At 38.8% G+C, this 24105-nt stretch carries 18 protein-coding genes; 13 read left to right on the top strand and 5 right to left on the bottom strand.

The genetic code is table 11. From position 1 onward, the window contains the following. Nucleotides 1-121 precede the first annotated feature (121 nt). Complete coding sequence (locus ACYVM0_RS26515) at nucleotides 122-370, top strand: hypothetical protein (protein WP_460562436.1); 249 nt, start codon at nucleotides 122-124, stop codon at nucleotides 368-370. A gap of 22 nt (nucleotides 371-392) precedes the next feature. Here ACYVM0_RS26515 and ACYVM0_RS26510 read toward each other — a convergent pair whose 3' ends face one another. From ACYVM0_RS26510 to ACYVM0_RS26500, 3 genes are all read right to left on the bottom strand, one after another. Then, on the bottom strand, nucleotides 393-818 hold the full coding sequence (locus tag ACYVM0_RS26510) for a DUF4345 domain-containing protein (protein WP_460562434.1): 426 nt from the start codon (nucleotides 816-818) through the stop codon (nucleotides 393-395). A 146-nt stretch (nucleotides 819-964) separates the two neighbouring features. Further along, on the bottom strand, nucleotides 965-1543 hold the full coding sequence (locus tag ACYVM0_RS26505) for a Crp/Fnr family transcriptional regulator (RefSeq protein ID WP_460562432.1): 579 nt from the start codon (nucleotides 1541-1543) through the stop codon (nucleotides 965-967). A 114-nt stretch (nucleotides 1544-1657) separates the two neighbouring features. Beyond that, entirely contained in the window at nucleotides 1658-2161 is a 504-nt protein-coding gene (locus tag ACYVM0_RS26500) for a DUF4251 domain-containing protein (protein WP_460562430.1), read from the bottom strand. A 147-nt stretch (nucleotides 2162-2308) separates the two neighbouring features. Between ACYVM0_RS26500 and ACYVM0_RS26495 the strand changes: the two genes are divergently transcribed. The 3 genes from ACYVM0_RS26495 (at nucleotide 2309) to ACYVM0_RS26485 (ending at nucleotide 4225) form a co-directional block, all read left to right on the top strand. Continuing rightward, on the top strand, nucleotides 2309-3187 hold the full coding sequence (locus ACYVM0_RS26495; protein ID WP_460562428.1) for a hypothetical protein: 879 nt from the start codon (nucleotides 2309-2311) through the stop codon (nucleotides 3185-3187). Nucleotides 3188-3359: 172 nt separating this feature from the next. Continuing rightward, nucleotides 3360-3731, top strand: coding sequence for a DUF2314 domain-containing protein (locus ACYVM0_RS26490; protein ID WP_460562426.1), 372 nt, complete (start codon nucleotides 3360-3362; stop codon nucleotides 3729-3731). A 107-nt stretch (nucleotides 3732-3838) separates the two neighbouring features. After that, nucleotides 3839-4225 (top strand): hypothetical protein, encoded by a 387-nt coding sequence (locus tag ACYVM0_RS26485; RefSeq protein WP_460562425.1) that lies wholly within the window; start codon nucleotides 3839-3841, stop codon nucleotides 4223-4225. A gap of 30 nt (nucleotides 4226-4255) precedes the next feature. On the opposite strand, the gene ACYVM0_RS26480 is transcribed toward ACYVM0_RS26485, so the two are convergent. Both ACYVM0_RS26480 and ACYVM0_RS26475 read right to left on the bottom strand, forming a co-directional pair. Further along, nucleotides 4256-5611 carry a sensor histidine kinase gene (locus tag ACYVM0_RS26480; protein WP_460562423.1) on the bottom strand — a complete coding sequence of 452 codons (1356 nt, stop codon included), beginning with the start codon at nucleotides 5609-5611 and terminating at the stop codon, nucleotides 4256-4258. Continuing rightward, the gene (locus ACYVM0_RS26475; protein ID WP_460562421.1) at nucleotides 5601-6959 is read right to left on the bottom strand and encodes a sigma-54-dependent transcriptional regulator; all 1359 of its coding nucleotides are present in this window, start codon (nucleotides 6957-6959) and stop codon (nucleotides 5601-5603) included. Before ACYVM0_RS26475 ends, ACYVM0_RS26480 begins: the two co-directional genes overlap by 11 nt. A 324-nt stretch (nucleotides 6960-7283) precedes the next feature. Between ACYVM0_RS26475 and ACYVM0_RS26470 the strand changes: the two genes are divergently transcribed. The 9 genes from ACYVM0_RS26470 (at nucleotide 7284) to ACYVM0_RS26430 (ending at nucleotide 24103) form a co-directional block, all read left to right on the top strand. Next, nucleotides 7284-8537, top strand: a complete 1254-nt coding sequence (locus ACYVM0_RS26470) for an efflux RND transporter periplasmic adaptor subunit (protein WP_460562419.1) — start codon at nucleotides 7284-7286, stop codon at nucleotides 8535-8537. Nucleotides 8538-8547: 10 nt separating this feature from the next. Beyond that, a complete protein-coding gene (locus ACYVM0_RS26465) occupies nucleotides 8548-8754 on the top strand; it encodes a hypothetical protein (RefSeq protein WP_460562417.1) in 207 nt (68 codons plus the stop codon). An 11-nt stretch (nucleotides 8755-8765) separates the two neighbouring features. Next, nucleotides 8766-9443: an ABC transporter ATP-binding protein gene (locus ACYVM0_RS26460; protein WP_430990213.1), complete on the top strand. Its 678-nt coding sequence runs from the start codon at nucleotides 8766-8768 to the stop codon at nucleotides 9441-9443. 104 nt (nucleotides 9444-9547) lie between these two features. Then, a complete protein-coding gene (locus tag ACYVM0_RS26455; RefSeq protein ID WP_460562415.1) occupies nucleotides 9548-11989 on the top strand; it encodes an ADOP family protein in 2442 nt (813 codons plus the stop codon). A gap of 29 nt (nucleotides 11990-12018) precedes the next feature. Beyond that, the gene (locus ACYVM0_RS26450; RefSeq protein ID WP_460562413.1) at nucleotides 12019-14439 is read left to right on the top strand and encodes an ABC transporter permease; all 2421 of its coding nucleotides are present in this window, start codon (nucleotides 12019-12021) and stop codon (nucleotides 14437-14439) included. Between the two features lie 42 nt (nucleotides 14440-14481). After that, entirely contained in the window at nucleotides 14482-16857 is a 2376-nt protein-coding gene (locus ACYVM0_RS26445) for an ABC transporter permease (protein WP_460562411.1), read from the top strand. A gap of 42 nt (nucleotides 16858-16899) precedes the next feature. Beyond that, nucleotides 16900-19287, top strand: coding sequence for an ABC transporter permease (locus ACYVM0_RS26440; RefSeq protein WP_460562409.1), 2388 nt, complete (start codon nucleotides 16900-16902; stop codon nucleotides 19285-19287). Between the two features lie 10 nt (nucleotides 19288-19297). Further along, on the top strand, nucleotides 19298-21706 hold the full coding sequence (locus ACYVM0_RS26435) for an ADOP family protein (RefSeq protein WP_460562407.1): 2409 nt from the start codon (nucleotides 19298-19300) through the stop codon (nucleotides 21704-21706). Nucleotides 21707-21709: 3 nt separating this feature from the next. Further along, a complete protein-coding gene (locus tag ACYVM0_RS26430) occupies nucleotides 21710-24103 on the top strand; it encodes an ADOP family protein (RefSeq protein ID WP_460562405.1) in 2394 nt (797 codons plus the stop codon). Nucleotides 24104-24105: the final 2 nt, after the last annotated feature.

Below are 24105 nucleotides of genomic sequence, written 5' to 3'. Positions count from 1 at the left end.
ACCATATGGGCATATAAGGCATTTAGTTTACAGGAACAACAACTTGTATTTTCTGAATGCCTTATATGCCTTTATGATTTATACATATTTTTACAGCACCTTTGCAGCAAACCTTAACTGCATGGATAATTCCTTTGAATTACCAATAGACCTTAATGGTAAAGAATATCTTTTTACCGGCTCATTAATAACCTACGGCTATTCTTATAAAATAGCGGTAAATGTTTTTGATACTATTATCAATTTTGAACCCGATGAAGAAGGCCGGTACAGGGCCCTCGTTGATCCCGAAGAAATAAAACATAACAACGCTATCAATAAAGAATTACTACAAGCCATTGCCGAAACACTGCAGGAGGTATTGAGATAATTATAGCCGGTAACCAATACGTTTATTGTAATTTACTGCTGAAAGCCTGACCACTTTTACGCCTTAATACCAACAACAGCACTGCTGCCACACAAAGTGTAGCTTCAACAGATAGCCATTGCCTGCCAAATGCACCCAGGCTGCCTTCGTTAAAAATGGTGATCACCCTGGAAACAGCATAAAAACCACCAAATAAAGCCACCAGTACCAGGCCCAGCATTTGATTTTTATATAACAGGTAAACCAGTTGTATAAATAACAACATTCCAATACCACCATACACCGCTCTTATTGAGCTGATAGCATCCGTGGTGGTAAGTTTAACCTGCACCATATCCATAACTGCCTGCGGATTTACAAATGCCATGATGCTTATAAGTGCAATGGCAAAAGCCGTAAATCCAATAATAAAACCAGAGAGCATCTTTAAAATCCTGTTCTTTTTCATACATTATTTTTTAAGTGTGTTAAAGTTTACATTACAACAGCAGCTCTGCAGCAACTGCGGTATTGCAATTATTACCACACAAAATTCTGAAGCAGCAAAAAAATAATTCTTGGTTTTTACCAAGATTTTAAAGAGAAAGAAAAAAATCAGATCTTAATGGTATTCATCAACTTGCTGAAGTTGGTAACATCTATGCCCAGGTAAGAAGCCAGGTATTTATGTGGTACCAGTTGCAGTATATGCGGACTGCGTTGCAATAAAGCCCTGAACTTTTCTTTATTGCTGAAGCATTGCAGCTCTACCTGGCGGTGTAAGGCATTTTTAAAAGCGAATGAAGTTGCTGTACCTACCATTTGCTGTATACCGGGGTACTCTTTAACCAGCTGTTGTAACTCATTATAAGAGATACGTAAAAAACTACTGGCAGTAAGGGCTTCAAAAAAATAAGGCGAAGGTGTTTGGGTAAGAAAGCTGTCGGCCACTCCACTAAAAGAAGGCGGATAAGAAAATATGATAGTCGCTTCTTTATTTTTATCACCCAGGTAAAATACCCGCTGAATACCTTCCACTACAAAATACAGGTAGCGTTCTGTTTCGCCGGCAGCGGTTAAGATACTTTTTCTTTTTGCGGTTACAGGCTGCCAGTTACGCACAAACGCTTCCAGCTCCTCTGCCTGCAAAGGGTGAATCTGCAAAACAAATTTTTTAAGCAGTTCTTTTTCCATCCCGATAAAGATAAATAAAAACAGTATTAAGAAGCAATGAAACAATAGCTGTATTGCTGCCTGAATAAACCCGGGGAGACTTTCTGATCAGTTAAAATACAATATAGAAATGATTTACTTTACCGGCTCCACTGTACCGCTATAACTGATTCCCGACCTGTTGGTCATAGTAATGGTAAGATTGGCATTGCCATTGGGGTAAATAGTAAAATTCATGGATTGTACTTCACGGTTGTCGTTTGGTATGATAGTGATAAGCCACCGGCCCTTAGTACTTTTTTGTTTTTTTATGCTAACATCAGTAGAAGTAAAATCCAGCGGCCCTTTGCTGGCATAGGCTGAGGCGCCGGTATAATCCCTGCCGAAATAAGGTAAATAAACCACCAGTTTATTATTGCTGAATTTAACATCCTGGTTAACATCAACACGTCTTGATCCACCACCACCGTATTGTGGTATCACGTCTGTGGCGGTAAATTTCCATTTGCTGCTGTCTATGGCAAGCGTAACAGCATTACCGGCTGTGGTGGTACCCTGGCCGGAAGAGCTACAAGAAACAATGGTCATTAATATACCTGTAACTATTACACTGTATATATACTTTTGAATATTCTTCATACTACCTGTTTTATATTTTTTATGCAACAATAAACGAGCCAGCCCTGCAACAGGATGTTGTTATAATGTTATAAAATTACAGTGCCTGCTTATGCTGGCTTTTTCAGTATTATCTTACGCCACCATAATTAATACAACCGTTGATCAATGATAAAATATGTATGCCAATCTCTTTTACTGATCGGGGCTTTACAAGTAACAGCTCAGACCACAAGGCCGGTAATTACCGGTAAACTGTCGGCCGCTGTATTAAATGAAGTATCTGGTATGGTAATGTCTCAAACCAATACCAATATTTTTTATGTACATAATGATAGCGGCGATTCCAGCCGTTTTTTTGCCATTAGTACAGCGGGAAAATTAATGGCCACTTATTATTTTAAAGCAAAATTCGGTGGTGTGGCAGGCGCAGTGGATTGCGAAGATATTGCAACCGGTATTGGCCCGGTTAAGGGGCAACATTATATTTACCTGGCAGATATCGGCGATAATTTTGCCTGGCGGCCATCTGTACAGCTATATCGGTTTAAAGAACCTGCAATAAAGGCAACCGCAGATACGCTTATCCCCGCTACTTTGAGCCTTACATATCCTGATGGTAAACACGATGCGGAAACAATTTTGATAGATCCCCTGGAAAAACAATTGTACATTATTTCTAAAAGAGAAGATTCTGTGGGGGTGTATACTTGTGCACTGAATTTTAAAGACAAGGATAATGTGGTATTGCAGAAAAAATGTAAGCTGCATTTTGATAACCAGGGTAAAAAGAACTGGATGGTATCGGGGGCTATATCGGCAGACGGTACCCAGGTATTATTAAAATCGTTACAGCATGTGTACTATTGGAAACGTGAGGGCAATGAACCTGTTTATATCACTTTACAAAGAGCACCAAAAATACAAACTGCATTTATAAGCCATGGGCAGGAGGAAAGTATTGCTTTTGCGCCGGATGGTAACGGGTATTATGTAACTGCAGAAGGAATTGGAGCTACTATATATTATTACAGTTTGGAAAAGTAGAATACTAAATGCTCCACCCAGGTTCGTGTCTCTATTATGAGTTTGTTATTGAAAATATTATAAAATAGACATTCGATTAAGTATGCATGGTAGTCGAAATATTTTTTTTGTAGATTTACAATATTGCAAAAGTTTCAGCATCGGCAAGGGGTAATACAAAATCTAAAAAGAGATGACAAACTGGGACAAAGAAAACATTCTTAACATAGATGTTTCGGGTAAATCTTACCTTGAAGCAATAAGAGTTGCACAAGATAATATTGACTTTTTTATCAAAGTTTTTCAGGCAGAAGATACTTCTGATTTTAAATTTTTTATTAAGGCAAGATTTGAAGAGGATGAGTATATTGAACATTTATGGTTAAAACCGATATCCATCAATGATAATAAAATAGCTGCAAAGGTTGATAATGAACCGTTTAATTTAACCACTATTAAATATGAAGATATTATTGTGGTAAATACTAATGATGTAGAAGACTGGATAATAAAAACAGATAAAGGGGAGATTTTGGGTAATTTTATTTTTAGCTCCTCAAAGTAAAAATATTGCCTTCACATAATATAATGCTAGGGGGCATTAAAACTACTTAATACTTTTTAATCTATGATGTGCTACCATAAAAGCCACTGCAAAAAATGGTAACCAGGATGCTTAAACCTTTAACAATATTTATTTTAATAGCTACTCTGACTTCTTGTCTATCATTATCTGACGGCGATTCAGACATATTTGTAAAAGAAAGTTCTAATAAAAAGCAAGATAAAAAAGCCGTTCTATTTTCAAAATCTCCGTCCCTTTCTTCAGATTCTTATCAGGTATCAATTGTGGGGTATGATAATAAATTTAATAATACACAGGTAGGTAACACTTTTACAGTTGATAATGATCACGGAAAAACACGGCTTGACTCTGCATCAATAAACTTTAACTGGTTGTCTGATGATACCTTACAAATTGATTATGATAAAAAAATTAGAACGTTTATTCAACAGAAAATAGTTAAAGAGGTAACAATTATCTATAAAGCAAGATAATTGTTTTAACCCTATTGCCTGAAAAACTTTCTACTGCAATTCAGTAAACAACAAACTAAATACCGTTCCTTCGCCCTCCCTGCTTTGTACCTGTATATTGCCTTTGTGCAGCAGCATAATTTGTTTGCATAAACTTAAACCAATACCGCTGCCGCTTTTTTTGGTGCTGAAGAAAGGAATAAAAATTTTATCCATTACTTCCGGAGAAATACCGGAGCCATTATCGGTTACTTTAATTAATAGTTTATGATTATCGTGCAGGGCAGATAGCATGATACGGGGATTGGGCTTTTCTTTTACAGCTTCCACTGCATTCACTACTAAATTGATGAGTACCTGCTCAATAAGATTGATATCCACCGCCGCTGTTAAATGCGGATCTTTTAATATCACTTCCATTTCAATCTTCTTCTGGTCCAGCGTTGGTTGCATCAGGGAGTGCAGGCTCTCAAAGAGATCTCTTACAAAAACTTTTTTAAGATTGGGTGTGGTGATCTTATTGAGGTTGCGGTAAGTTTCTGTAAACTTTAATAAACCTTCGCTACGGCGCTGAATGGTTTCCAGCCCCAGTTCCAGGTCGTCCATATTATTGTTATTACCGGCATCTGTAAATGCATTGGCCTTAGACAAACGATTTTTTAAAGTGCCCGCCAGCGAAGAGATAGGTGCCACAGAATTCATGATCTCATGCGTCATCACACTCAGTAATTTTTGCCATGCCTTGGCTTCGGTTTCGTCCAGGGCTTCATTGATATTCTGGCAGGCAATTACTTTATTGGTTTTGCCTTCTGTTTGAAACATGGTAGCTGCCAGCAAAATTTTAAGCTGCCGGTTCTCTTTGGTTATTTCCACCACTTTTGTTTCACCGGGGCGTATAGCAATCGCTTCTTTATACAACACGGCATCTCTTTTTTCTAAAGAGTGAATGGTTTTTAAATAAGGAATGTCCATCATTTTTTTAAAGGTGTCATTCATCCAGTTGAGTTCGCCCGATTCGGTTTCGTAAGAGATGATACCGGTATCAACCAGCTCCAGTATTTTTTGCAGGTATTGGTATTGCACTTCTTTTTCTTTACTGATCACCTTAAAAGTACTGTTGATATCGTTAAAACCCTGGCGCAGCGGTTGCAATTCTGCCGGTGCATGTTTTACATTAAAGTACCTGGAAAAATCACGGTAATGGATAGACTCTACAAATTCCTGCACTTCGTCCTGGGCTTTTTTTAGCATACGGTAAATATCATACATTAAAAAAAGAGTAGCCGCTGCCAATACGCCAACATACACGTAGTTTTTGTTCACTAAAAACCATGCAGCTGCTGCAAGCACCGCAAAAAGCAGTACCAGCTTAAATAATAACCGCCACTCCATTTTTTTAAATATCATATTTACTTAACCTCCTGTATAAAGCTGTTCTTGTTAAACCTAATTCCTTGGCAGCTTTGGTAATATTGCCATTATGTTTTTCAACTACTTTTTGTATTGCGTTGCGCTCTACCGTACTCAGGCGAAAATCTGCACCATCCTCCTGCTCCTGCTGCAACTGGTTTTCCAGAGATGAAAAAATCAGATCGCTGTCATTGATCACATCATCTTCACTCATAATAACTGCCCGTTCAATTACATACTGCAGCTCCCGTACATTACCGGGAAAATGATATTGCTCCAGTTTGTTCAGCGCAGCAAAATCCAACTCCATATTAGGTTTAAAATATTTAGCAGCATACAGTTTTACAAAATGTTTGGCCAGCAGGCCAATATCGCGGCCTCTTTTTCTTAATGGCGGAATGGTGATCTCCACGGTATTGATACGATAGATCAGGTCTTTTCTGAAACGGCTTTCATCGGCTAAAGCAGCAAAGGGAACGTTGGTGGCGCATATCAGCCGGATGTCAATTGGTATGGGTTGATTAGAGCCCAGGCGGGTAACCTGCCGGTTTTGTAAAACAGTAAGCAACCTTGCCTGCTGCTGTAAACTGATATTACCGATCTCATCTAAAAATAAAGTACCGCCATTGGCCGCTTCAAATCTTCCCATCCTGTCTTCCTTGGCATCTGTGAAGGCACCTTTTTTGTAACCAAACAATTCACTTTCAAATAAAGTTTCGGTTAAGGAACCGGCATCTACTTTTACAAAAGATCTGTTGGCCCGTAAAGAACGTTGATGAATAGCTTTGGCCACCAGGTCTTTACCCGTTCCGTTTTCTCCCAGCACTAAAATATTGGCATCGGTGGGGGCAATCTTTTCTATCTTTTTAAAAATATCCTGCATCGCTTCCGATTCTCCCAACAGCTCTGACCCTATGACTGAATCATTGGTATTGGCTGCGGCAGATATGGTACCCGATTTTCTTTGTAATAAATCTTTTATGGTTTCCAGTAAACGTTCGTTGTGCCAGGGCTTGATCACAAAATCGCCGGCACCTTCTTTTAAGGAACGAACGGCCAGGTCAATATCGCCATAGGCGGTGATCATGATTACGGCCGTGGCAGGTGACAGCTCTTTTATTTTTTTTAACCAGAAGATACCTTCGTTACCGGTATTGATACTGCTGTTGAAATTCATATCCAGCAATATCAGGTCAAATTCTTTTTTGGGCAGTAAAGTTTTAATGGCATCGGGATTTTTTTCAATCACTACTTCCTTTACTTCTGTTTTTAATAACAGGCGCACTGCCGTTAATACATCAGTGTCGTCGTCAATTACTAATATGGTGGCGTTTTTAAGCAGCATTATTTTGTTTGTTTACCAATATCGCATTCTATGCCAAAAATACAATTGCATGATAACAAAATGCTTATTTATTCTGGCTTAAAATTACTGTATCAAAACCGTACACCTGTTGTATCAAAACCGTACACTTAACCCGGGCAGAATTTACTAAAGTGCTGATAATGACAGGATTTAAAAACTGGCACAGCTTTAATAGATGGTATCGGTAATCACAACCTTCTCGTGTGGTATAGTCATGAAAAAAGATCATCCCGTACTCACCAAACGGGATGATTTTTATAAAACTTTAAAAACAGGAGAAGTAACTTTCAGAAAATTTTTGACATGGACAGAGTAATAGAAAAGAAAACCTGGAACACCAAACGGATTTTAACCATCGGCGGTATTGCCGGTATTGTATTATTAATTGCAGGGGCGGTTTATTTCACTTCGGGCAAAAGCCGTTTGAATGTGGATACTGAACGCATCACCATCAGCGAAATTAAAAAAGGGCCTTTCCAGGAGTTTATCCCGGTTAATGGCATTGTGCTGCCGCAAACCACTATTTATCTGGATGCACTGGAAGGCGGAAGGGTAGAAGAAAAGTATGTGGAAGACGGTACGATGATGAAAAAAGACCAACCTATTTTAAGGTTAAGCAACACTGATCTTGAACTGAGCCTTGCCAACCAGGAGACACAGGTGTTTAATGTGTTGACGCAAATGAACATTTCTAAAAATAATGCTACACAGAATACTACGGGCAAATTAAACCAGATGGCCGATGTGGACAATGCATTGGCAGAAGCACTTAGAGTGTATACGCTGAATAAAAAATTGTACGATCAGAAGGTTATCGGGCAGCAGGAATACCTGCAAAGCGAAAACAATTACAATTACCAGGTACGCCGTAAAAAACTGGCCGATGATATTTTAAAACAGGATGGAGCTTCGGTAAAATTGATGAGCGACCAGGATAAGCAGTCGTTATCAAGAATGCAGAATACTTTGGAACTGATGCGTAAAAAGGTAGGCGACCTGATCGTAAGGGCACCTATTGATGGGCAGTTAACTTCTTTGGATGCAGAAATCGGCCAATCAAAAAATAAAGGCGAAAGGCTGGGGCAGATTGATGCGGCTACCGGTTTTAAGGTAAGGGTGGATGTGGATGAACATTATATTTCAAGAATTTTTATCGGGCTTAATGGTATTGCCACAATTGCCGGCAAAGATTATAAGCTGAGCATTAAGAAAGTTTTTACGCAGGTAACCAATGGCAGGTTCCAGGTAGATATGGAGTTTAGTGATACCATACCACAGGGCATACGCCGTGGCCAGACACTGCAGATAAAATTGGCACTGAGCGATGAAATGCAGGCCATCATTTTACCTAAGGGTGGTTTTTACCAGCAAACCGGCGGTAACTGGATATTTAAAGTGAGTGAAGATGGCAGCAAAGCTTATAAGGTAGATATACAATTAGGTTTACAGAGCCCCGATTATTACCAGGTATTACAAGGCCTTAAACCAGGAGATAAAGTAGTTACCAGCAGTTATGAAAACTATGGAACGATGCAGGAACTGATCTTAAAAAAATAAAATAATAAACATGAAAACATTTTTCATCATCACATTTTTTGCAGCAGTATTGCTGGTAGCAAAGTCTACCGATTTATTTGCCAGCTCAGAAAACTGTACTGCCAAAACCTGCAGCACCACTGTTAATAAATGTGTCAACGATAAAAAAGTACAGGCAGATATGGCTGTACCAGAAACCGATCCATTTACCATTTTAATTCCCGGCAATCATTTTTAAAACAAAAAAGTATGATCAATATTACCAATCTTGAAAAGTATTACAGAACTGAAGAAGTAGAAACCGTTGCTTTAAACAAACTTTCACTGCATGTAAAGGAAGGCGAATTTGTTGCCATCATGGGCCCGTCGGGCTGTGGTAAAAGTACCTTGCTGAATATACTGGGCCTGCTTGACGACCAGGATGGCGGTAGTTTTATTTTCAATGGTATTGAAGTATCAAAATTTAACGAACGTAAAAGGGCCGACCTGCGCAAACACAATATTGGTTTTGTGTTTCAGAGTTTTAACCTGATTGATGAACTGACTGTTTTTGAAAATGTGGAATTGCCATTAATATACCTGGGTATAAAAGCTGCCGACCGTAAAAAAAGAGTAGAGGATGTGCTGGATAAAGTGCAGATCATGCACCGCCGTAATCACTATCCGCAGCAATTATCCGGTGGTCAGCAACAACGTGTAGCCGTAGCAAGGGCGGTAGTAAATAATCCTAAATTAATATTGGCGGATGAGCCTACAGGTAACCTCGATTCTTCCAATGGTAACGAAGTAATGCAGATGCTTACTGATTTGAATGAACAAGGAACTACAATTGTGATGGTAACGCATAGCGAACATGATGCCAAGTACAGTCATCGTATTATACGTATGCTGGATGGACAAACAGTAACAGAGAATATTTTAGTTTGAGTGACAATAAAAGCTGCCGAACATTAGCCATGACAGGCAGCTTTTTAAATTAATGATGTAGTTACTCTGCCCCATTATAAATTTTTAATTATTAAAGTATAGCCATGATTAAAAATTATTTTAAAGTAGCCTTCAGAAACCTTTGGAAAAACAAAGGGTACAGCGCTATTAATATTTTTGGCCTTGCCATTGGCCTTGCTACCTGTTTATTAATTACGCTTTACGTAACTAATGAACTCAGTTACGATAAATATCTTTCTAATGCCAACCGTATTTACAGGATCAATTCTGATCTGCGTTTTGGTGGCGGCGACCTGCACATGACGCAAACCTCGGATATGATGGGGCCGTTGCTTAAAAAAGATTACCCCCAGGTAGAGGAATTTACCCGTGTGTACACCAGTGAAGGCAGTAAGCTTATTAAAAAAGGCAGTGAATTTATTAACGAGCCGCATATTGCTTACGCAGATTCAACTTTTTTTTCGGTGTTTGCATTGCCGGCTGTTGAAGGGGATACCAAAACAGCATTGAATGAACCCAATACGGTTATAGTAACTGCAAGTACGGCTAAAAAATATTTTGGGACAGTAAATGTTTTGGGTAAAAATATTGAAGTTAAAAACAATAGCGGTACCACGCCTTTTAAGATCACCGCAATTATTAACGATATTCCCAAAGACTCACATTTTAATTTCGATTTTCTTTTATCTATGAAGAATGTCAATTATCAATGGGGGCAGCTCACCAGTCATAACTTTCACACTTACCTTTTATTAAAACCGGGTACTGACTATAAAGCGTTTGAAAAGAATTTAGATCAATACACTGCTAAATATGTATTGCCTTATGTACAGCAATTCATTAAGGTAAGCAGTATGGATGAGTTAAAGAAGTCGGGTAACAAGCTGCAATATTCCCTGATGCCTTTAACAGATATTCATTTGCACAGCGATTATACTTTTGAAATAACACCTTCAGGTAATATCCAGTATGTATATATTTTTTCGGCGGTGGCTTTGTTCATACTTCTTTTAGCCTGCATCAATTTTATGAACCTGAGTACGGCACGCAGTGCCAACAGGGCCAAGGAAGTGGGCATACGCAAAGTATTGGGTACCGAAAGAAAAACATTGATTGCGCAGTTCCTGGTAGAATCTACTGTAACTGCAGTTATTGCACTGGTTATTGCTGTTGCAGTGGCTTATTTTGTATTGCCGCTCTTTAATAATATTGCAGCAAAATCACTTTCAATAACTGACCTGTTGAGTGCAAGGATTTTGCCGTTCCTGGTATTGCTGCCTTTTGTGGTAGGGGTGCTGGCAGGAAGTTACCCGGCATTGTTTCTTTCCGGGTTTAAACCGATCGTTGTTTTAAAAGGTAATGTAAATACCGGGTTTAAAAAAAGTAACCTCCGTAATGTATTGGTGGTTTTTCAATTTGCAACTTCTATAATGCTGATCATCTGTACCATTGTGGTGTACAAGCAGCTCGACTATATTCAAAATAAAAAATTAGGGTTTAATAAAGACCAGGTATTGATCATTGATGGTGCTTATGCACTGGATAAAAATGTGCAGGCATTTAAAAATGATGTACTGGCGATGCAGGGCGTAAGCAGCGGTACGCTCAGCAGCTATCTTCCGGTTACCAATTCATCACGTAGCGATAATACCTATTCCAAAGAAGCGGTGATGGATACCAAAAATGGTATTGATATGCAAACCTGGAGAATAGACTACGATTATATTAAAACCATGGGCATGGAAATTGTGCAGGGAAGAAATTTTTCAAAAGATTTTGGTTCTGATTCCACTGCACTGCTGATTACAGAAACTACGGCTAAACTTTTGGGCTACGATAATCCTGTTGGCAAAATGATCTATGCCCCTTCCAATAAACAGGGCGATAATAATCTTTATCCCAGGGAGATCATTGGTGTGGTAAAGGATTTTCATTTTGAAAGTTTACGCCAGAAGATGGGGCCATTATGTATGAGCCTGGCTAATAGTACAGGACTGGCATCTTTTAAAATAAACACGGCCAATACAAAAAACCTGGTAGCACAAATAGAAGCTAAATGGAAAACACTGGCACCGGGTATGCCTTTCAGTTATCGTTTTTTAAGCGACTCATTTGATGATATGTACCGCAGTGAACAGCGTGCAGGCAGTGTTGCAATTGTATTTGCCATACTGGCCATAGTTATTGCCTGCCTGGGTTTATTTGGCCTGGTTACTTATATGGCAGAACAACGCACTAAAGAAATTGGTATAAGAAAAGTATTGGGTGCCAGTGTAGGTAATGTGGTAACAATGCTGTCAAAAGATTTTTTAATACTGGTAGGTATTGCTGCAATACTGGCTTTTCCTGTAGCCTGGTGGGCCATGCATCAATGGTTGCTGGATTTTGCTTACCGTATTGATATCAGTGTTTGGGTATTTGTATTTGCAGCTATTGCAGCTTTACTGATAGCATTGGCCACAGTAAGTTTCCAGGCAATAAAGGCCGCCCTCACTAATCCCGTAAAATCGTTACGGACAGAATAAAAAAATTAAGAACCGAGTAAAGCAGAATTATGTTTAAAAATTATTTGAAAACATTATGGCGCAATATGCAGAAAAATAAACTGCATACGGCTATCAATGTAATAGGAATGGCGGTAGCTTTTACCTGTAGTATTTTGCTGATGGTAATGGTGTACAATGAATTTTCGTTTGATAAATTTCACGATAATAAAAGTAAACTTTACAAGCTCTATACCTTTGGTAACACACCCGAAGGTTTAAACCTTAGCGGCCAAATGGGATATCCTGCAGCAGCAACTGTAAAATCGGAAAATATAGGCATTGTAAAATCAACCCGTATCAGGAACCGCGGTGGTGAGATACGCTATAAAGAAAAAAGCCTTGATCAATCTACATTAATGGTGGATGATGATTTCTTCAGTATGTTTTCTTTTCCGGTGGTAAAGGGTGCAAAGGAACATCCGCTGGCCGGCATCGATAATATTGTACTTAATGAAAAAACTGCAGGCAATTTATTTGGCAATGAAGATCCTATTGGTAAAAAAGTAGAAGTAAAAGTTGGCGGCCAATGGATTGTCCTCAGTGTATCTGCGGTATTAAAAGATGCACCACTGAATTCTTCCATCAGGTTTTCTGCTTTAGCTCGTACAGAAGCAGACCCCAGTTATGCAGAATTGAAGAATGACTGGAACAGCCAGCACCATAGCGTGTATGTGCAGCTGGCTGCCAATACAACGCAGGCGCAGGTAGAAAATCAACTGCGCAATTTCACCAAAAAATATAATCCTACCGATGTAGATTTTTTAAAGAAAAAAGGCTATAGGCAGGATGCCAATGGCGATTATACAGGAATGAAAATATTGCCGATAGAAGACCTGCATTTTAGTGCAGCATTGGGTACAGGCAACTCGGTAAGCAAATCGTTTTTATACATTTTATTACTGGTGGCATTTGTAATTATTTTAATTGCCTGTTTCAATTTTGTGAATTTAAATATCGGCTTATCATTCACCCGTACCAAGGAAATAGGTATCCGTAAATGTTTAGGTGCAGGCAAGCGCCAGGTATGGATGCAGGTATGGGGAGAAAGTTTTGTTACAGTACTTGCATCAATGCTGATTGCTATTGGTGCCACCATGATTTTAATGAGCGGTTTTAATAAATTAATGGAAGCAAAGTTTGATATGAATTTATTATACCAGCCTGCTATAATTTTTTACCTGGTGGCATTATTATTATTGGTTTCCTTAATTGCATCCGGCTATCCCTCTTTTATAATGGGTAAATTAAAAACCGTTGAAATACTCAAAGGAAAGATCTCTTTAAAAAGGCCCGGCATCTTTCGTAACGCTTTAATAGTAGCACAATTTGTAATTGCTATTGTACTCATTTGTACCACAGTAATTATTTACCAGCAGTTTCAGCATTTACGTAAAGCGCCATTGGGTTATACTACCGAATCATTAGTCACCATTCCGCTTAAAAAATATGAAAAAGGAAAAGAGATCGTAAGTAAACTGCGTACCATGCTGGCTTCACAATCAAGTATTGTTAGTATTACTGGTTCGGATGTAAACCTGGGTGTAGGTACTGATGGCAGCACCAGCAGAACAAGTTTTGGATTTGATTACAATGGAAAATCTATCGGAACGGATTTTATGGCGGCTGATTATGATATTTTAAAAACACTGAACATACCGGTAAAACAGGGTAGAGATTTTTCAACAAGTTATGTAGCAGACAGCGGTACTTCTGTAATTGTAACAGAAAGTATGGCAAAGCAATTGGGAGAAGGAGATGTAGTAGGATTGTCTTTTTACGCTGACAGCAGCAGGCCTAAATGGACTGTTGTAGGTGTGATACCGGATTTTCATTTGTATTCGATGTACGAAAAAAATGAACCGCTTACTATCAGCATGAACAGCACTTCATTTATCAGCTATGCATTGATAAGGGTAAATACACAGAACCCAACGGCTACCATGGATATTATTAAAAATGCTTTTGCACAGGTGCAGCCGGGTGAAGAATTTAAAGGCTCTTATGTTACCGAAAATATTGATCGCTGGTACACCAACGAAAAAAGATTGTCTTCCATGTTTTCTATTGCGTCAATGGTGGCTATAGTTCTTTCCTGCATGGGTTTATTTGGTATGGCATTTATCATCATCCGCCAGAGAGTAAAAGAAATTGGTGTACGTAAAGTACTGGGTGCGTCGGTAAGTGGTATTGCTGCAATGGTTACCAAAGAATTTATTAAGCCGGTTATCATTGCTTTGGTAATTGCCACACCAATAGCGTGGTGGGCCATGCACAAATGGTTGCAGGATTTTAGTTACCGCATAGATATACAATGGTGGATATTTATTGTGGCAGGTGTCATTGCCGTATTGATCGCCATACTTACGGTGAGTTTTCATGCTATTAAAGCTGCAGTGGCCAACCCGGTTAAAAGTTTACGTACAGAATAGTGAACCGGGTATTAATAAAATAAAGCCTATTAATTATTTTTTATGATAAAGAATTTTTTTAAGATCACGTACAGGAATTTACTACGTAATAAAGCGTTTTCTTTTATCAATATCAGCGGGCTTGCTATCGGGATGGCAAGTGCCGTGCTTATTTTATTATGGATACAAAATGAAATGAGTCATGATAAGTTTCATGAAAAATCTGACAGGATATATACTTTTAACAACAGGGATAAATTTAATGGCCAGCTTTGGGCCTGGGCTACTACACCGTCTGTGCTTGGCCCGGCAGTAAAATCTTCTTATGCTACCGATGTGGAAGATGTTGTACGTACAAGGTCTACCGATTTTTTATTTACTGCCGGCGACAAACGTCTTAACCTGAGTGGTAGTTTTACCGACTCCGGTTTTTTAAACATGTTCAGTTTTCCGTTACTTGAAGGTGATGCTGCAAAAGCATTGACCGGCCCGTATAATATTGTGGTTACCGAAAAGATGGCTAAAAAATTATTTGGTAACGAACCGGCATTGGGTAAAATTGTTCGTGTAGACAGTGTAGATAATTTTACTATCACCGGGATCTTAAAAGATCTGCCCGATAATACCGTTTTTAAATTTGAATACTTATTACCATGGTCTTACCGGGAAAAGACCAATGGACCTGATTTGAACTGGGGAAACAATTCCATTCAAACTTACGTGCTGTTAAAGCCCGGTGTATCGCAAAAAGCTTTTGATGAAAAAATTAAGAAGATCACGATTGATCATACCGTAAATACAAAATCACCATCAACAACAGAAGTATTTACCCAACTCTTCCGCAATCAATGGCTGTACTCAAAATCAGACAATGGAAAATATACAGGCGGAAGAATTGAACAGGTAAAATTATTCGGCATCATTGCAGCGTTTATTTTACTTATTGCCTGTATCAATTTTATGAACCTTAGTACTGCAAGAAGTGAAAAAAGAGCGAAGGAAGTAGGCATCAGGAAAGTGGTGGGTGCAGAAAAAAAATCACTGGTATTACAATTCATCGGCGAAAGTATTGTGATCGCTTTCCTGGCAGGTATACTGGCCGTGATCATTGTTGAATTAAGCCTTAATGGATTTAACCACCTGGTAAATAAAAAACTCTATATCGATTTTGGCAATATTTATTTCTGGTTTACAGCATTTGCTTTTATTTTATTTACAGGTTTACTTGCGGGCAGCTACCCTGCATTTTACCTTTCATCTTACCAGCCGGTAAAAGTTTTAAAAGGAACTTTTAAAGCGGCACATGCTGTAATTACACCACGTAAAATTTTAGTGGTATTGCAATTTACATTTGCTATTGCGCTTATCATTTGCACCATTGTAGTGGCACACCAGGTAAAATTTGCGCAGGGCCGTGATGCCGGTTACAATAAAGACAGGCTGGTATACACTTTATTACAAGGCGAAAATGAGAAGCATTACGATTTGATAAAGAACGAGCTGATCAGTACCGGCACCGCATTATCAGTTACAAAATCTATGAGTCCCATTACGCAGCGCTACAGCGATGGATGGGGATTTAACTGGCCCGGCAGTAAACCCGGCGACGAAAAAACTGATTTCATAAGATTTTCCACTGATGCTGATTTTGTGAAAACGATGGGGGTGCAATTAACACAGGGAAGAGATATTGATATCAATAAATACCCGGCCGATTCCAATGCAGTACTACTGAATGAGACAGCCGTAAATATCATGCGCCTGAAAAATCCTGTGGGCACCATCATAAAAGAAGTGGAAGGAGAAAACTGGCAGGTGGTAGGTGTGATAAAAGATTTTGTTTTTGAGTCTCCTTATCAAAAGATACAACAGCTGATGGTATTTGGGCCTAAGAGCTGGTTCAATGTAATTCATTACAAACTTAACCCTGCTTTATCTACTGATATTGCTTTGCAGCAGGCGAGAAAAATATTTGACAAATACAATCCTCAATATGGTTTCGACTACCATTTTGTGGACGATAATTATGCCCGGAAATTTGATGAAGAAAAACGTGCCGGCACCTTAGCCGGATTGTTTGCGGGCCTTACCATTTTTATTTCCTGCCTGGGTTTGTTTGGCCTGGCCACTTATATGGCAGAGAACCGTATTAAAGAAATTGGTGTAAGAAAAGTATTGGGCGCCAGTGTAGGCAGTATCACCACATTATTATCAAAAGATTTTTTAAAACTGGTGATCATTTCATTTGTTATTGCATCGCCTGTTGCCTGGTATGCTATGAACCAATGGCTGCAAACGTATACTTACCGGGTAAGCGTGGAGTGGTGGGTATTTGCACTTACGGCATTGCTGTCGGTTATTATTGCTATAGTAACGGTTAGTTTCCAGGCAATAAAAGCAGCTATTGCCAACCCGGTAAAAAGCTTACGCACCGAATAACATCTTGTTTTGTAAAGTTAGTAATTGAATAAAAAATTTTTTATGCTGAAGAATTATTTTAAGCTGGTATTTAAAAATTTACGGAAACAAAAAATGTTTTCGCTTATTAATATATTAGGACTAACGGTGGGTATTACCTGTTGCCTGATGATATTTCTTTTTGTAAAGCACGAATTCAGCTTTGATGATTTTCACAAGAACGGTAATACTATTTACCGCCTTTCAAGAGTATCGGAAAGTAATAACGATGGTGTTAAAAGGCATATTGCATGGGTATCGGGGCCGTATGCAGCGGCATTGCGAAATGATTATCCTGATGCGATACAGAAAACAGTAAGGGTAATGCCTGATAATGACCTGTTCAGCTATAACAATATTTCGTTCAACGAAAAAAAAGTGTATATCGCAGACAGTAATTTTTTTCAATTCTTCAATTTTCCATTGCTGAAAGGAGATATGGCTTCAGTATTGAATAATCCCGGAAGTATTGTGTTAACAGCAACCGCGGCAAAAAAATATTTTGGCAATGAAGATCCTTTGGGTAAAACAATTGAAATGAATAAAAAACTGCAGCTGAAAGTAACCGGCATTGCTGCAGATATTCCTTCCAATTCCAACCTGGATTTTGATATGGTTGTGCCCATTACTAATTTTAAATATTACGACTCTGTACAGGGATTCCCTAACAACGGCTTGTATACTTATGTGCAGTTAAATCCGCACACCGATGCCAGGCAATTAGAAAGCCAGTTTCCGCAGTTCATGAATAAATACCTCGGTAAATATTATGCCGAAAGTGGTTTTAAGATGGGTTTAAGTTTAGATCCGATGAAAAAGATCTACCTGGATGACCTTAGCCTTGATGGAATAAGACACGGCAGTAAAAAAAATGTATACATCTTTATGGGCATCGGCCTCTTAATTCTTACGATTGCCTGTATCAATTTTATGAACCTGGCAACTGCACGTGCAGCCGACCGCTCTAAAGAAGTAGGATTGAGAAAAGTGATGGGTGCGGTACGTAAACAATTGATCATACAATTTATTATTGAATCTGTTTTATACGCAGCTGTGGCATCAGCAGCCGCCCTGCTTGTAACACAGCTTTTAATGCCTGCCTATAATAACCTGTTGGGGTATAAATTATCTTCATTCTGGGCAGACCCTAGTGTGTACCTTTTTATTTTTGTTACTATTCTTGTAATAGGGCTTTTGGCAGGCACTTACCCGGCATTGCTCTTGTCTTCTTTTTCACCCATTGAATCTTTAAAAGGAAAATTAAGAGTTGGAAAGAAAAGCGTTTTTTTCAGGAAAGCGTTGGTGGTTTTTCAATTCAGTGTTTCTGTACTGCTTATAATTGGTATTACAGTAATTGCTTCGCAAATGAATTATGTGCGTAGCAAGGATCTTGGCTTTAACAAAGAACAATCTATGCTGGTGAAAATTGATAACCAGGATTTGTACAAAGCAAAGGCTGTATTTAAAAATATGCTGGCCGCCGATCCTTCAATAGTGAATGTATCATTGATGTCAGGCGAACCGGGCGGCTTTCACGACAAGTATGGCTTTGAAGCAGAAGCTAAGCCGGGCGAAAAACTTTTATTCAATACAGAGTTTGCAGATTTTGAATTTGTACGATCACTGGGATTAAAAATTATCGCAGGTAGGGAATTGTCTTCGCAGTTTGCCACCGATTCCACACAGTCTGTCCTTATCAACAGGTCGGCTGCCACCAACCTTGGTTATACACCGGAGCAGGCCATTGGCAAATGGATAAAGAATCTTAGCAGGGATAGTGTACGCCGCACTATTGTGGGGGTGGTGGAAGATTACCATTTTACTTCACTTAAAGACCGGATTGAACCGCTGGTAATATCCACTGACAAAGACTGGCGTGTTGCCGTAATAAGATTAAAGCCCGGCAACCAGTTGAAAGGAACCATCAGTACCATCAGCAAGGCTTATGCAAGTGTGGCACCCGGTTATCCATTCGAGTATAATTTTTTAGATGAAGCATTTGATCAGCATTATAAAGATGATATTAAGCAAGGTAATATCTTAGGTGCTTTTTCTGTGATCGCCATCTTTATTGCCTGCCTGGGTTTATTTGGCCTGGCCAGTTATACCGCTGTTAAACGCACCAAAGAAATTGGTGTAAGAAAAGTGTTGGGTTCATCAGTACAAAACATTGTGGTGCTGCTATCAAAAGATCTTTTAAAACCCGTTTTACTGGGCACCTGTATGGCGATACCTGTGGGCTATTACTTTATGAATAAGTGGCTGGAAGGTTTTACGTACCGCATCGGTATTCAATGGTGGATGTTTGCCATTGCTGCGATGGTGGCAATATTGATCGCATTGTTTACAGTGAGCTTCCAGGCGTTTAAAGCAGCATTGGCTAACCCTGTAAAAAGTTTAAGAACAGAATAACGATATCGCCATGATAAAAAATTATTTCAAGATCGCCATACGCAGCCTGTTAAAGAATAAGGTATTTGCTTCCATTAATATTTTTGGATTGGCAGTGGGCTTTACCTGTTGCTTACTCATTAGTGGTTTTTTATACAGTGAGTTGAGCTACGATAAATTTCCAAAAGATGCAAAGGATATTTACAGGGTAGAAATAAATGTAGAGAATAAAGATTTTTATTCCGGTGCCGATGTAGCGGTAGGAAGAGGTATCAAAAATGCGTATCCCGAAGTACTGGATTTTGCAAGGCTGATACAGCGCAAAGACATTTTTGTAAAATACGAAAATAACCAGTTTAAAGAACCAGGTATTGCATTTGTGGATTCTAATTTTCTGCAATTATTTTCTATACCATTTGCGCAGGGCGATGTTGCCACAGCATTAAATCAACCTAACTGCGTTGTAATATCGCAGCAGGTGGCAAAAAAATATTTTGGTACTGCCGATCCCATGGGAAAATTGCTGGTGATGAATAGCAATACCGCTAATCCTTTTAAAGTTACCGGTGTTATTGGCGAATTACCGGGCAATCTGCATTTTAATTTTGATTTTTATATCAGTTTCCAGGATAACCCCAATAACCAAACCTGGAGTAATGTTGGCGATTATACTTACATTAAATTAAAACCCGGCACCGATCCAAAAAAACTGGAAGCTAAATTTCCGGAGCTGGTAGCAAAATATGTAGTACCCGAAGTGCAGCGTGATATGGGCGTAAGCCTTGCCGAAGCACAAAAATCTGTAAACACTTTTGTTTTTTATTTAAAACCAATTGATAAAATTCACCTGTATTCATCCAATAAAGATGAGCTGGAGGTAAATGGTAGCATTAAGTATGTATACATTTTTGCAGCACTGGCCTTCTTTATCATCTTGCTGGCAGCAGTAAATTTTACCAACCTTTCCACGGCAGCATCTATTAAAAGAAGTAAAGAAGTAGGGATAAGAAAAGTGATGGGCTCTGATAAAAAGCAACTGGTACTGCAATTCTTGTCCGAATCATTACTGCTCACTATGGTGGCCTACATAATTGCTTTGGGTTTTGTTTATTTGTCATTACCCTTTTTTAATACACTTTCGGGCAAGCAACTGGTATTTACAGCTTTTTTAAATTACAAAGCGGTCCTTGTGTCATTGGCATTTGTTGCTATTGTAGGAATATTGGCAGGTACTTACCCGGCTTTTTTTCTTTCTTCTTTTAATATCATCAGTATACTTAAAGGAAAAAAGAATGCCACACCGCAAAGCAGCCGCTATTTACGCAGTGGCCTGGTGGTTTTTCAATTTGCTGTTTCAATAGCACTCATTATTTCCACTATTGTAGTGTACAGGCAATTACATTTTATGCAAAACAAAGCGTTGGGTTTTGATAAAACCCAAACGCTGATCATTAACGACGGATATTTATTAGGTAAGAATCAACAGGCTTTTAAGGAAGAAATAGTAAAAGATAGCAGGGTGGTTAGCGCAACGCTTACAAAGGATGTTCCCGTTGGCACAAAAGATATGGATGGTACCCAGGCTTATGCAAAGGATAATGCCGGTAACGAAACCCGTTCAGAAATTCATATCAACAAATACCATGTAGATTATGACTATGTAAAAACATTAGGCATGCAAATGGTAAGCGGCAGGTATTTTGCACCCGATTATGCCGACTCTGCTGCTGTAGTATTAAACGAAGCGGCGGTGAAAGAATTTGGTTTTAAAGGCGATCCGTTGGGGAAATCAATCATCACATCAGGGCAACATGAATTAACCATCATTGGTGTGGTAAAGGATTTTCACTATACATCTGTAAAAGATAAAATTGCGCCGCTGGTAATGGTATTAGGCAATAATAAAGGTGGTTTAATTGTAAAAATAAAAACTACCGGTATAGAAGGATTGTTGTCTGCACTTAAAAACGACTGGAATAGTTTTAACCCCAACGGGCCTTTCTCTTATAATTTTATCGACGATCGTTTTGCAGCCGTATATAAAAGCGAAGAACGCACCGGGAAAATATTTTCTGTATTTGCCATCATCTCCATCATTATTGCTTCGTTGGGACTGCTGGGCTTATCTGCTTTTTCTATTGCACAAAGAACGAAAGAGATCGGGGTAAGAAAAGTTTTAGGTGCCAACGTAAGCCAGGTAGTAGTGTTGCTGGCTAAAGATTTTTTATACATGGTACTGGCAGCATTTATTGTTGCCGTACCACTTACCTGGTTTGCAATGTATAAATGGCTGCAGGAATTTGCTTACCGCATTAATATTGGCTGGGCGGTATTTGTAATGGCCGGCGGTATTGCAATTGCAATTGCTTTGCTCACTGTAAGTTTCCAGGCTATCAGAGCCGCTGTTGCAAACCCGCTAAAAAGTTTACGGACAGAATAAAATATGACCATGATAAAAAATTATTTTAAGATCGCCAGGAGAAACCTTATAAAAAATAAGAGTTATGCCTTTATTAATATTATGGGCCTTGCCTTAAGTATTACCTGCGGCATTCTTATTTTTTCATTGGTCAATTATCACCTGTCTTTCGATAATTTTCATAATAATGCCAACAGGATCTATCGTATTGTAACAGAACAACATCGTGATAATATAAGTTATACCGATGGTGTGCCAAGTCCGTTAGGTAAAGCAATACGTACTGATTATAACTTTACTGAAAAAATTGCAAGAATAGCAACATTCGATGAACAACTGATCACCATCAATACCGATAAAGGGTTAAAAAAATTTAAAGAAAAAGAGGGTGCTTCTTTTACCGAACCGGAATATTTTTCCATCTTTAATTTTCCATTGCTGCAGGGCAATATCAGCACAGCCTTAAATGAACCCAATACTGCAGTTGTTACAGAAAGAATAGCAAAAAAATATTTCGGCAATGATAACGCCGTTAATAAAATTTTTCGGGTAGAAAATAAAGTGGATTGCAGGATAACCGGTATTTTAAAAGACCTGCCTGAAAATACAGACCAGAAAGCAGAAATTTTTATATCCTATGCCACACTTAAATCTTATGATGACTGGTTGGCAAAAGATGATTCCTGGGGTGGTATACAAAGTGGCATGCATTGTTATGCAGTATTAAAAAAAGGCGTAACTGCAGAAGCCGTTGAAAAAGTTTTGCCAGCCTATGTAAAAAAATATCGCCCCACCAGCAAAAATGTACATCACTATAAATTGCAGCCACTTGCTGATGTACATTTTAATCCCCATTACGGCGGTGCCATGGAAAAAAGAAATTTATGGGTATTATCTTTCATTGGTCTTTTTCTGATCATTACTGCATGTGTAAATTTTATTAACCTGGCTACAGCACAAGCGCTTAATCGTTCAAAAGAAGTAGGTGTAAGAAAAACTTTGGGTAGCTTAAGGTTACAATTATTCTGGCAGTTTATAACAGAAACAGGATTGATCACCATTATTGCAACAGGTATCGCTTATGGCTTATCGTGGGTGGCATTGCCTTATGTTAATGATTGGTTCGGCATACATATCAGCCTTAATATTTTAAGCAGCTGGCAATTGCCTTTGTTCATGTTATTGCTTGCAGTGCTGGTAACTTTCTTTTCCGGCTCTTATCCCGGAATTATTTTATCTGGTTTTAATCCTGTGCAGGCAATAAAGGGCAAGTTATCGCAGCAATCCATCGGCGGTTTAAATACAAGACGAAGCCTTATTATTACGCAATTTGCAATATCGCAGGTATTAATAATCGGGATGATAGTTGTGATGGGGCAGATGAAGTATGCTAAACAATCTGACCTGGGTTTTAATAAAGAGGGTATTGTATTGATCCCTTTTGCATCCGGCGCAGATTCTGCAGCGGCTGAAACATTGCGCAATCGTTTTAGCACCATACCGGGTGTAGAAAAAGTGTCTTTATGTTATGCAGCACCATTAGATGTGAATGGCTGGACAACCAGTATGCGGTACGATAACCATACAGAAGACGAGGCTTCCAGGGTGAATTATAAAGCCGGCGATGCTGCTTATCTTTCAACATTTGATTTGAAATTGATAGCAGGCAGAAACTTTTTTCCATCCGATACGGTACGGGAATATGTGGTGAACGAAACCATGTTAACTAAATTAGGCATCCGTTCCCCCGGTGATATCATTGGTAAAACATTACGTGTAGATGGAACGCCGGCCCCGGTTGTTGGCGTAGTAAAAGATTTTCATGATAAATCTTTTCATGAAGATATTAATGCCGTGTGTATCTCTTCTTTTTCAAATCTTTATCAAACTTTTGCGGTAAAAATAAACCTGGCCAATTCAAAAGCCACTACTGCCGCATTAGAAAAAGCATGGAGCGACATGAACCCGAATAGTATTTATGAATCTGAATTTTTAGATGCAACAGTTGCGGCATTTTACCAGACAGAAGACCTGATGCTTAAGCTGGTGCAGGTATTTTCCCTGATCGCTATTTTTATTGGTTGTCTTGGATTATATGGATTGGTTTCATTTATGGCTGCACAAAAAACAAAAGAGATCGGCATAAGAAAAGTATTAGGCAGCACTGTTACACAGATACTGTGGCTTTTTGGAAAAGAGTTTTCACGGCTTGTAATTATTGCATTTATTGTGGCAGCCCCGTTGGCATGGTGGGTAATGACCAGCTGGTTACAGGATTTTAAATTCAGGATCAATATCAGCATATGGTTTTTTGTATTTGCCATTAGTATAACTTTTATTGTTGCTGCAGTAACGGTAGGATACCTGGCTATCAAGGCTGCAATAGCTAACCCGGTAAAAAGTTTAAGAACAGAATAAAA

The sequence above is a fragment of the Ferruginibacter profundus genome (assembly GCF_054783275.1).
The sequence above is the reverse complement of the archived record's forward strand: the minus strand, read 5'-3'. Positions and strand labels throughout refer to the sequence as shown.

Bases quoted from the DNA above. Each gene is read 5' to 3' on its own strand.
- ACYVM0_RS26515 (WP_460562436.1), top strand. From the start codon at position 122: ATGGATAATTCCTTTGAATTACCAATAGACCTTAATGGTAAAGAATAT.
- ACYVM0_RS26510 (WP_460562434.1), bottom strand. From the start codon at position 818: ATGAAAAAGAACAGGATTTTAAAGATGCTCTCTGGTTTTATTATTGGA.
- ACYVM0_RS26505 (WP_460562432.1), bottom strand. From the start codon at position 1,543: ATGGAAAAAGAACTGCTTAAAAAATTTGTTTTGCAGATTCACCCTTTG.
- ACYVM0_RS26500 (WP_460562430.1), bottom strand. From the start codon at position 2,161: ATGAAGAATATTCAAAAGTATATATACAGTGTAATAGTTACAGGTATA.
- ACYVM0_RS26495 (WP_460562428.1), top strand. From the start codon at position 2,309: ATGATAAAATATGTATGCCAATCTCTTTTACTGATCGGGGCTTTACAA.
- ACYVM0_RS26490 (WP_460562426.1), top strand. From the start codon at position 3,360: ATGACAAACTGGGACAAAGAAAACATTCTTAACATAGATGTTTCGGGT.
- ACYVM0_RS26485 (WP_460562425.1), top strand. From the start codon at position 3,839: ATGCTTAAACCTTTAACAATATTTATTTTAATAGCTACTCTGACTTCT.
- ACYVM0_RS26480 (WP_460562423.1), bottom strand. From the start codon at position 5,611: ATGATATTTAAAAAAATGGAGTGGCGGTTATTATTTAAGCTGGTACTG.
- ACYVM0_RS26475 (WP_460562421.1), bottom strand. From the start codon at position 6,959: ATGCTGCTTAAAAACGCCACCATATTAGTAATTGACGACGACACTGAT.
- ACYVM0_RS26470 (WP_460562419.1), top strand. From the start codon at position 7,284: ATGGACAGAGTAATAGAAAAGAAAACCTGGAACACCAAACGGATTTTA.
- ACYVM0_RS26465 (WP_460562417.1), top strand. From the start codon at position 8,548: ATGAAAACATTTTTCATCATCACATTTTTTGCAGCAGTATTGCTGGTA.
- ACYVM0_RS26460 (WP_430990213.1), top strand. From the start codon at position 8,766: ATGATCAATATTACCAATCTTGAAAAGTATTACAGAACTGAAGAAGTA.
- ACYVM0_RS26455 (WP_460562415.1), top strand. From the start codon at position 9,548: ATGATTAAAAATTATTTTAAAGTAGCCTTCAGAAACCTTTGGAAAAAC.
- ACYVM0_RS26450 (WP_460562413.1), top strand. From the start codon at position 12,019: ATGTTTAAAAATTATTTGAAAACATTATGGCGCAATATGCAGAAAAAT.
- ACYVM0_RS26445 (WP_460562411.1), top strand. From the start codon at position 14,482: ATGATAAAGAATTTTTTTAAGATCACGTACAGGAATTTACTACGTAAT.
- ACYVM0_RS26440 (WP_460562409.1), top strand. From the start codon at position 16,900: ATGCTGAAGAATTATTTTAAGCTGGTATTTAAAAATTTACGGAAACAA.
- ACYVM0_RS26435 (WP_460562407.1), top strand. From the start codon at position 19,298: ATGATAAAAAATTATTTCAAGATCGCCATACGCAGCCTGTTAAAGAAT.
- ACYVM0_RS26430 (WP_460562405.1), top strand. From the start codon at position 21,710: ATGACCATGATAAAAAATTATTTTAAGATCGCCAGGAGAAACCTTATA.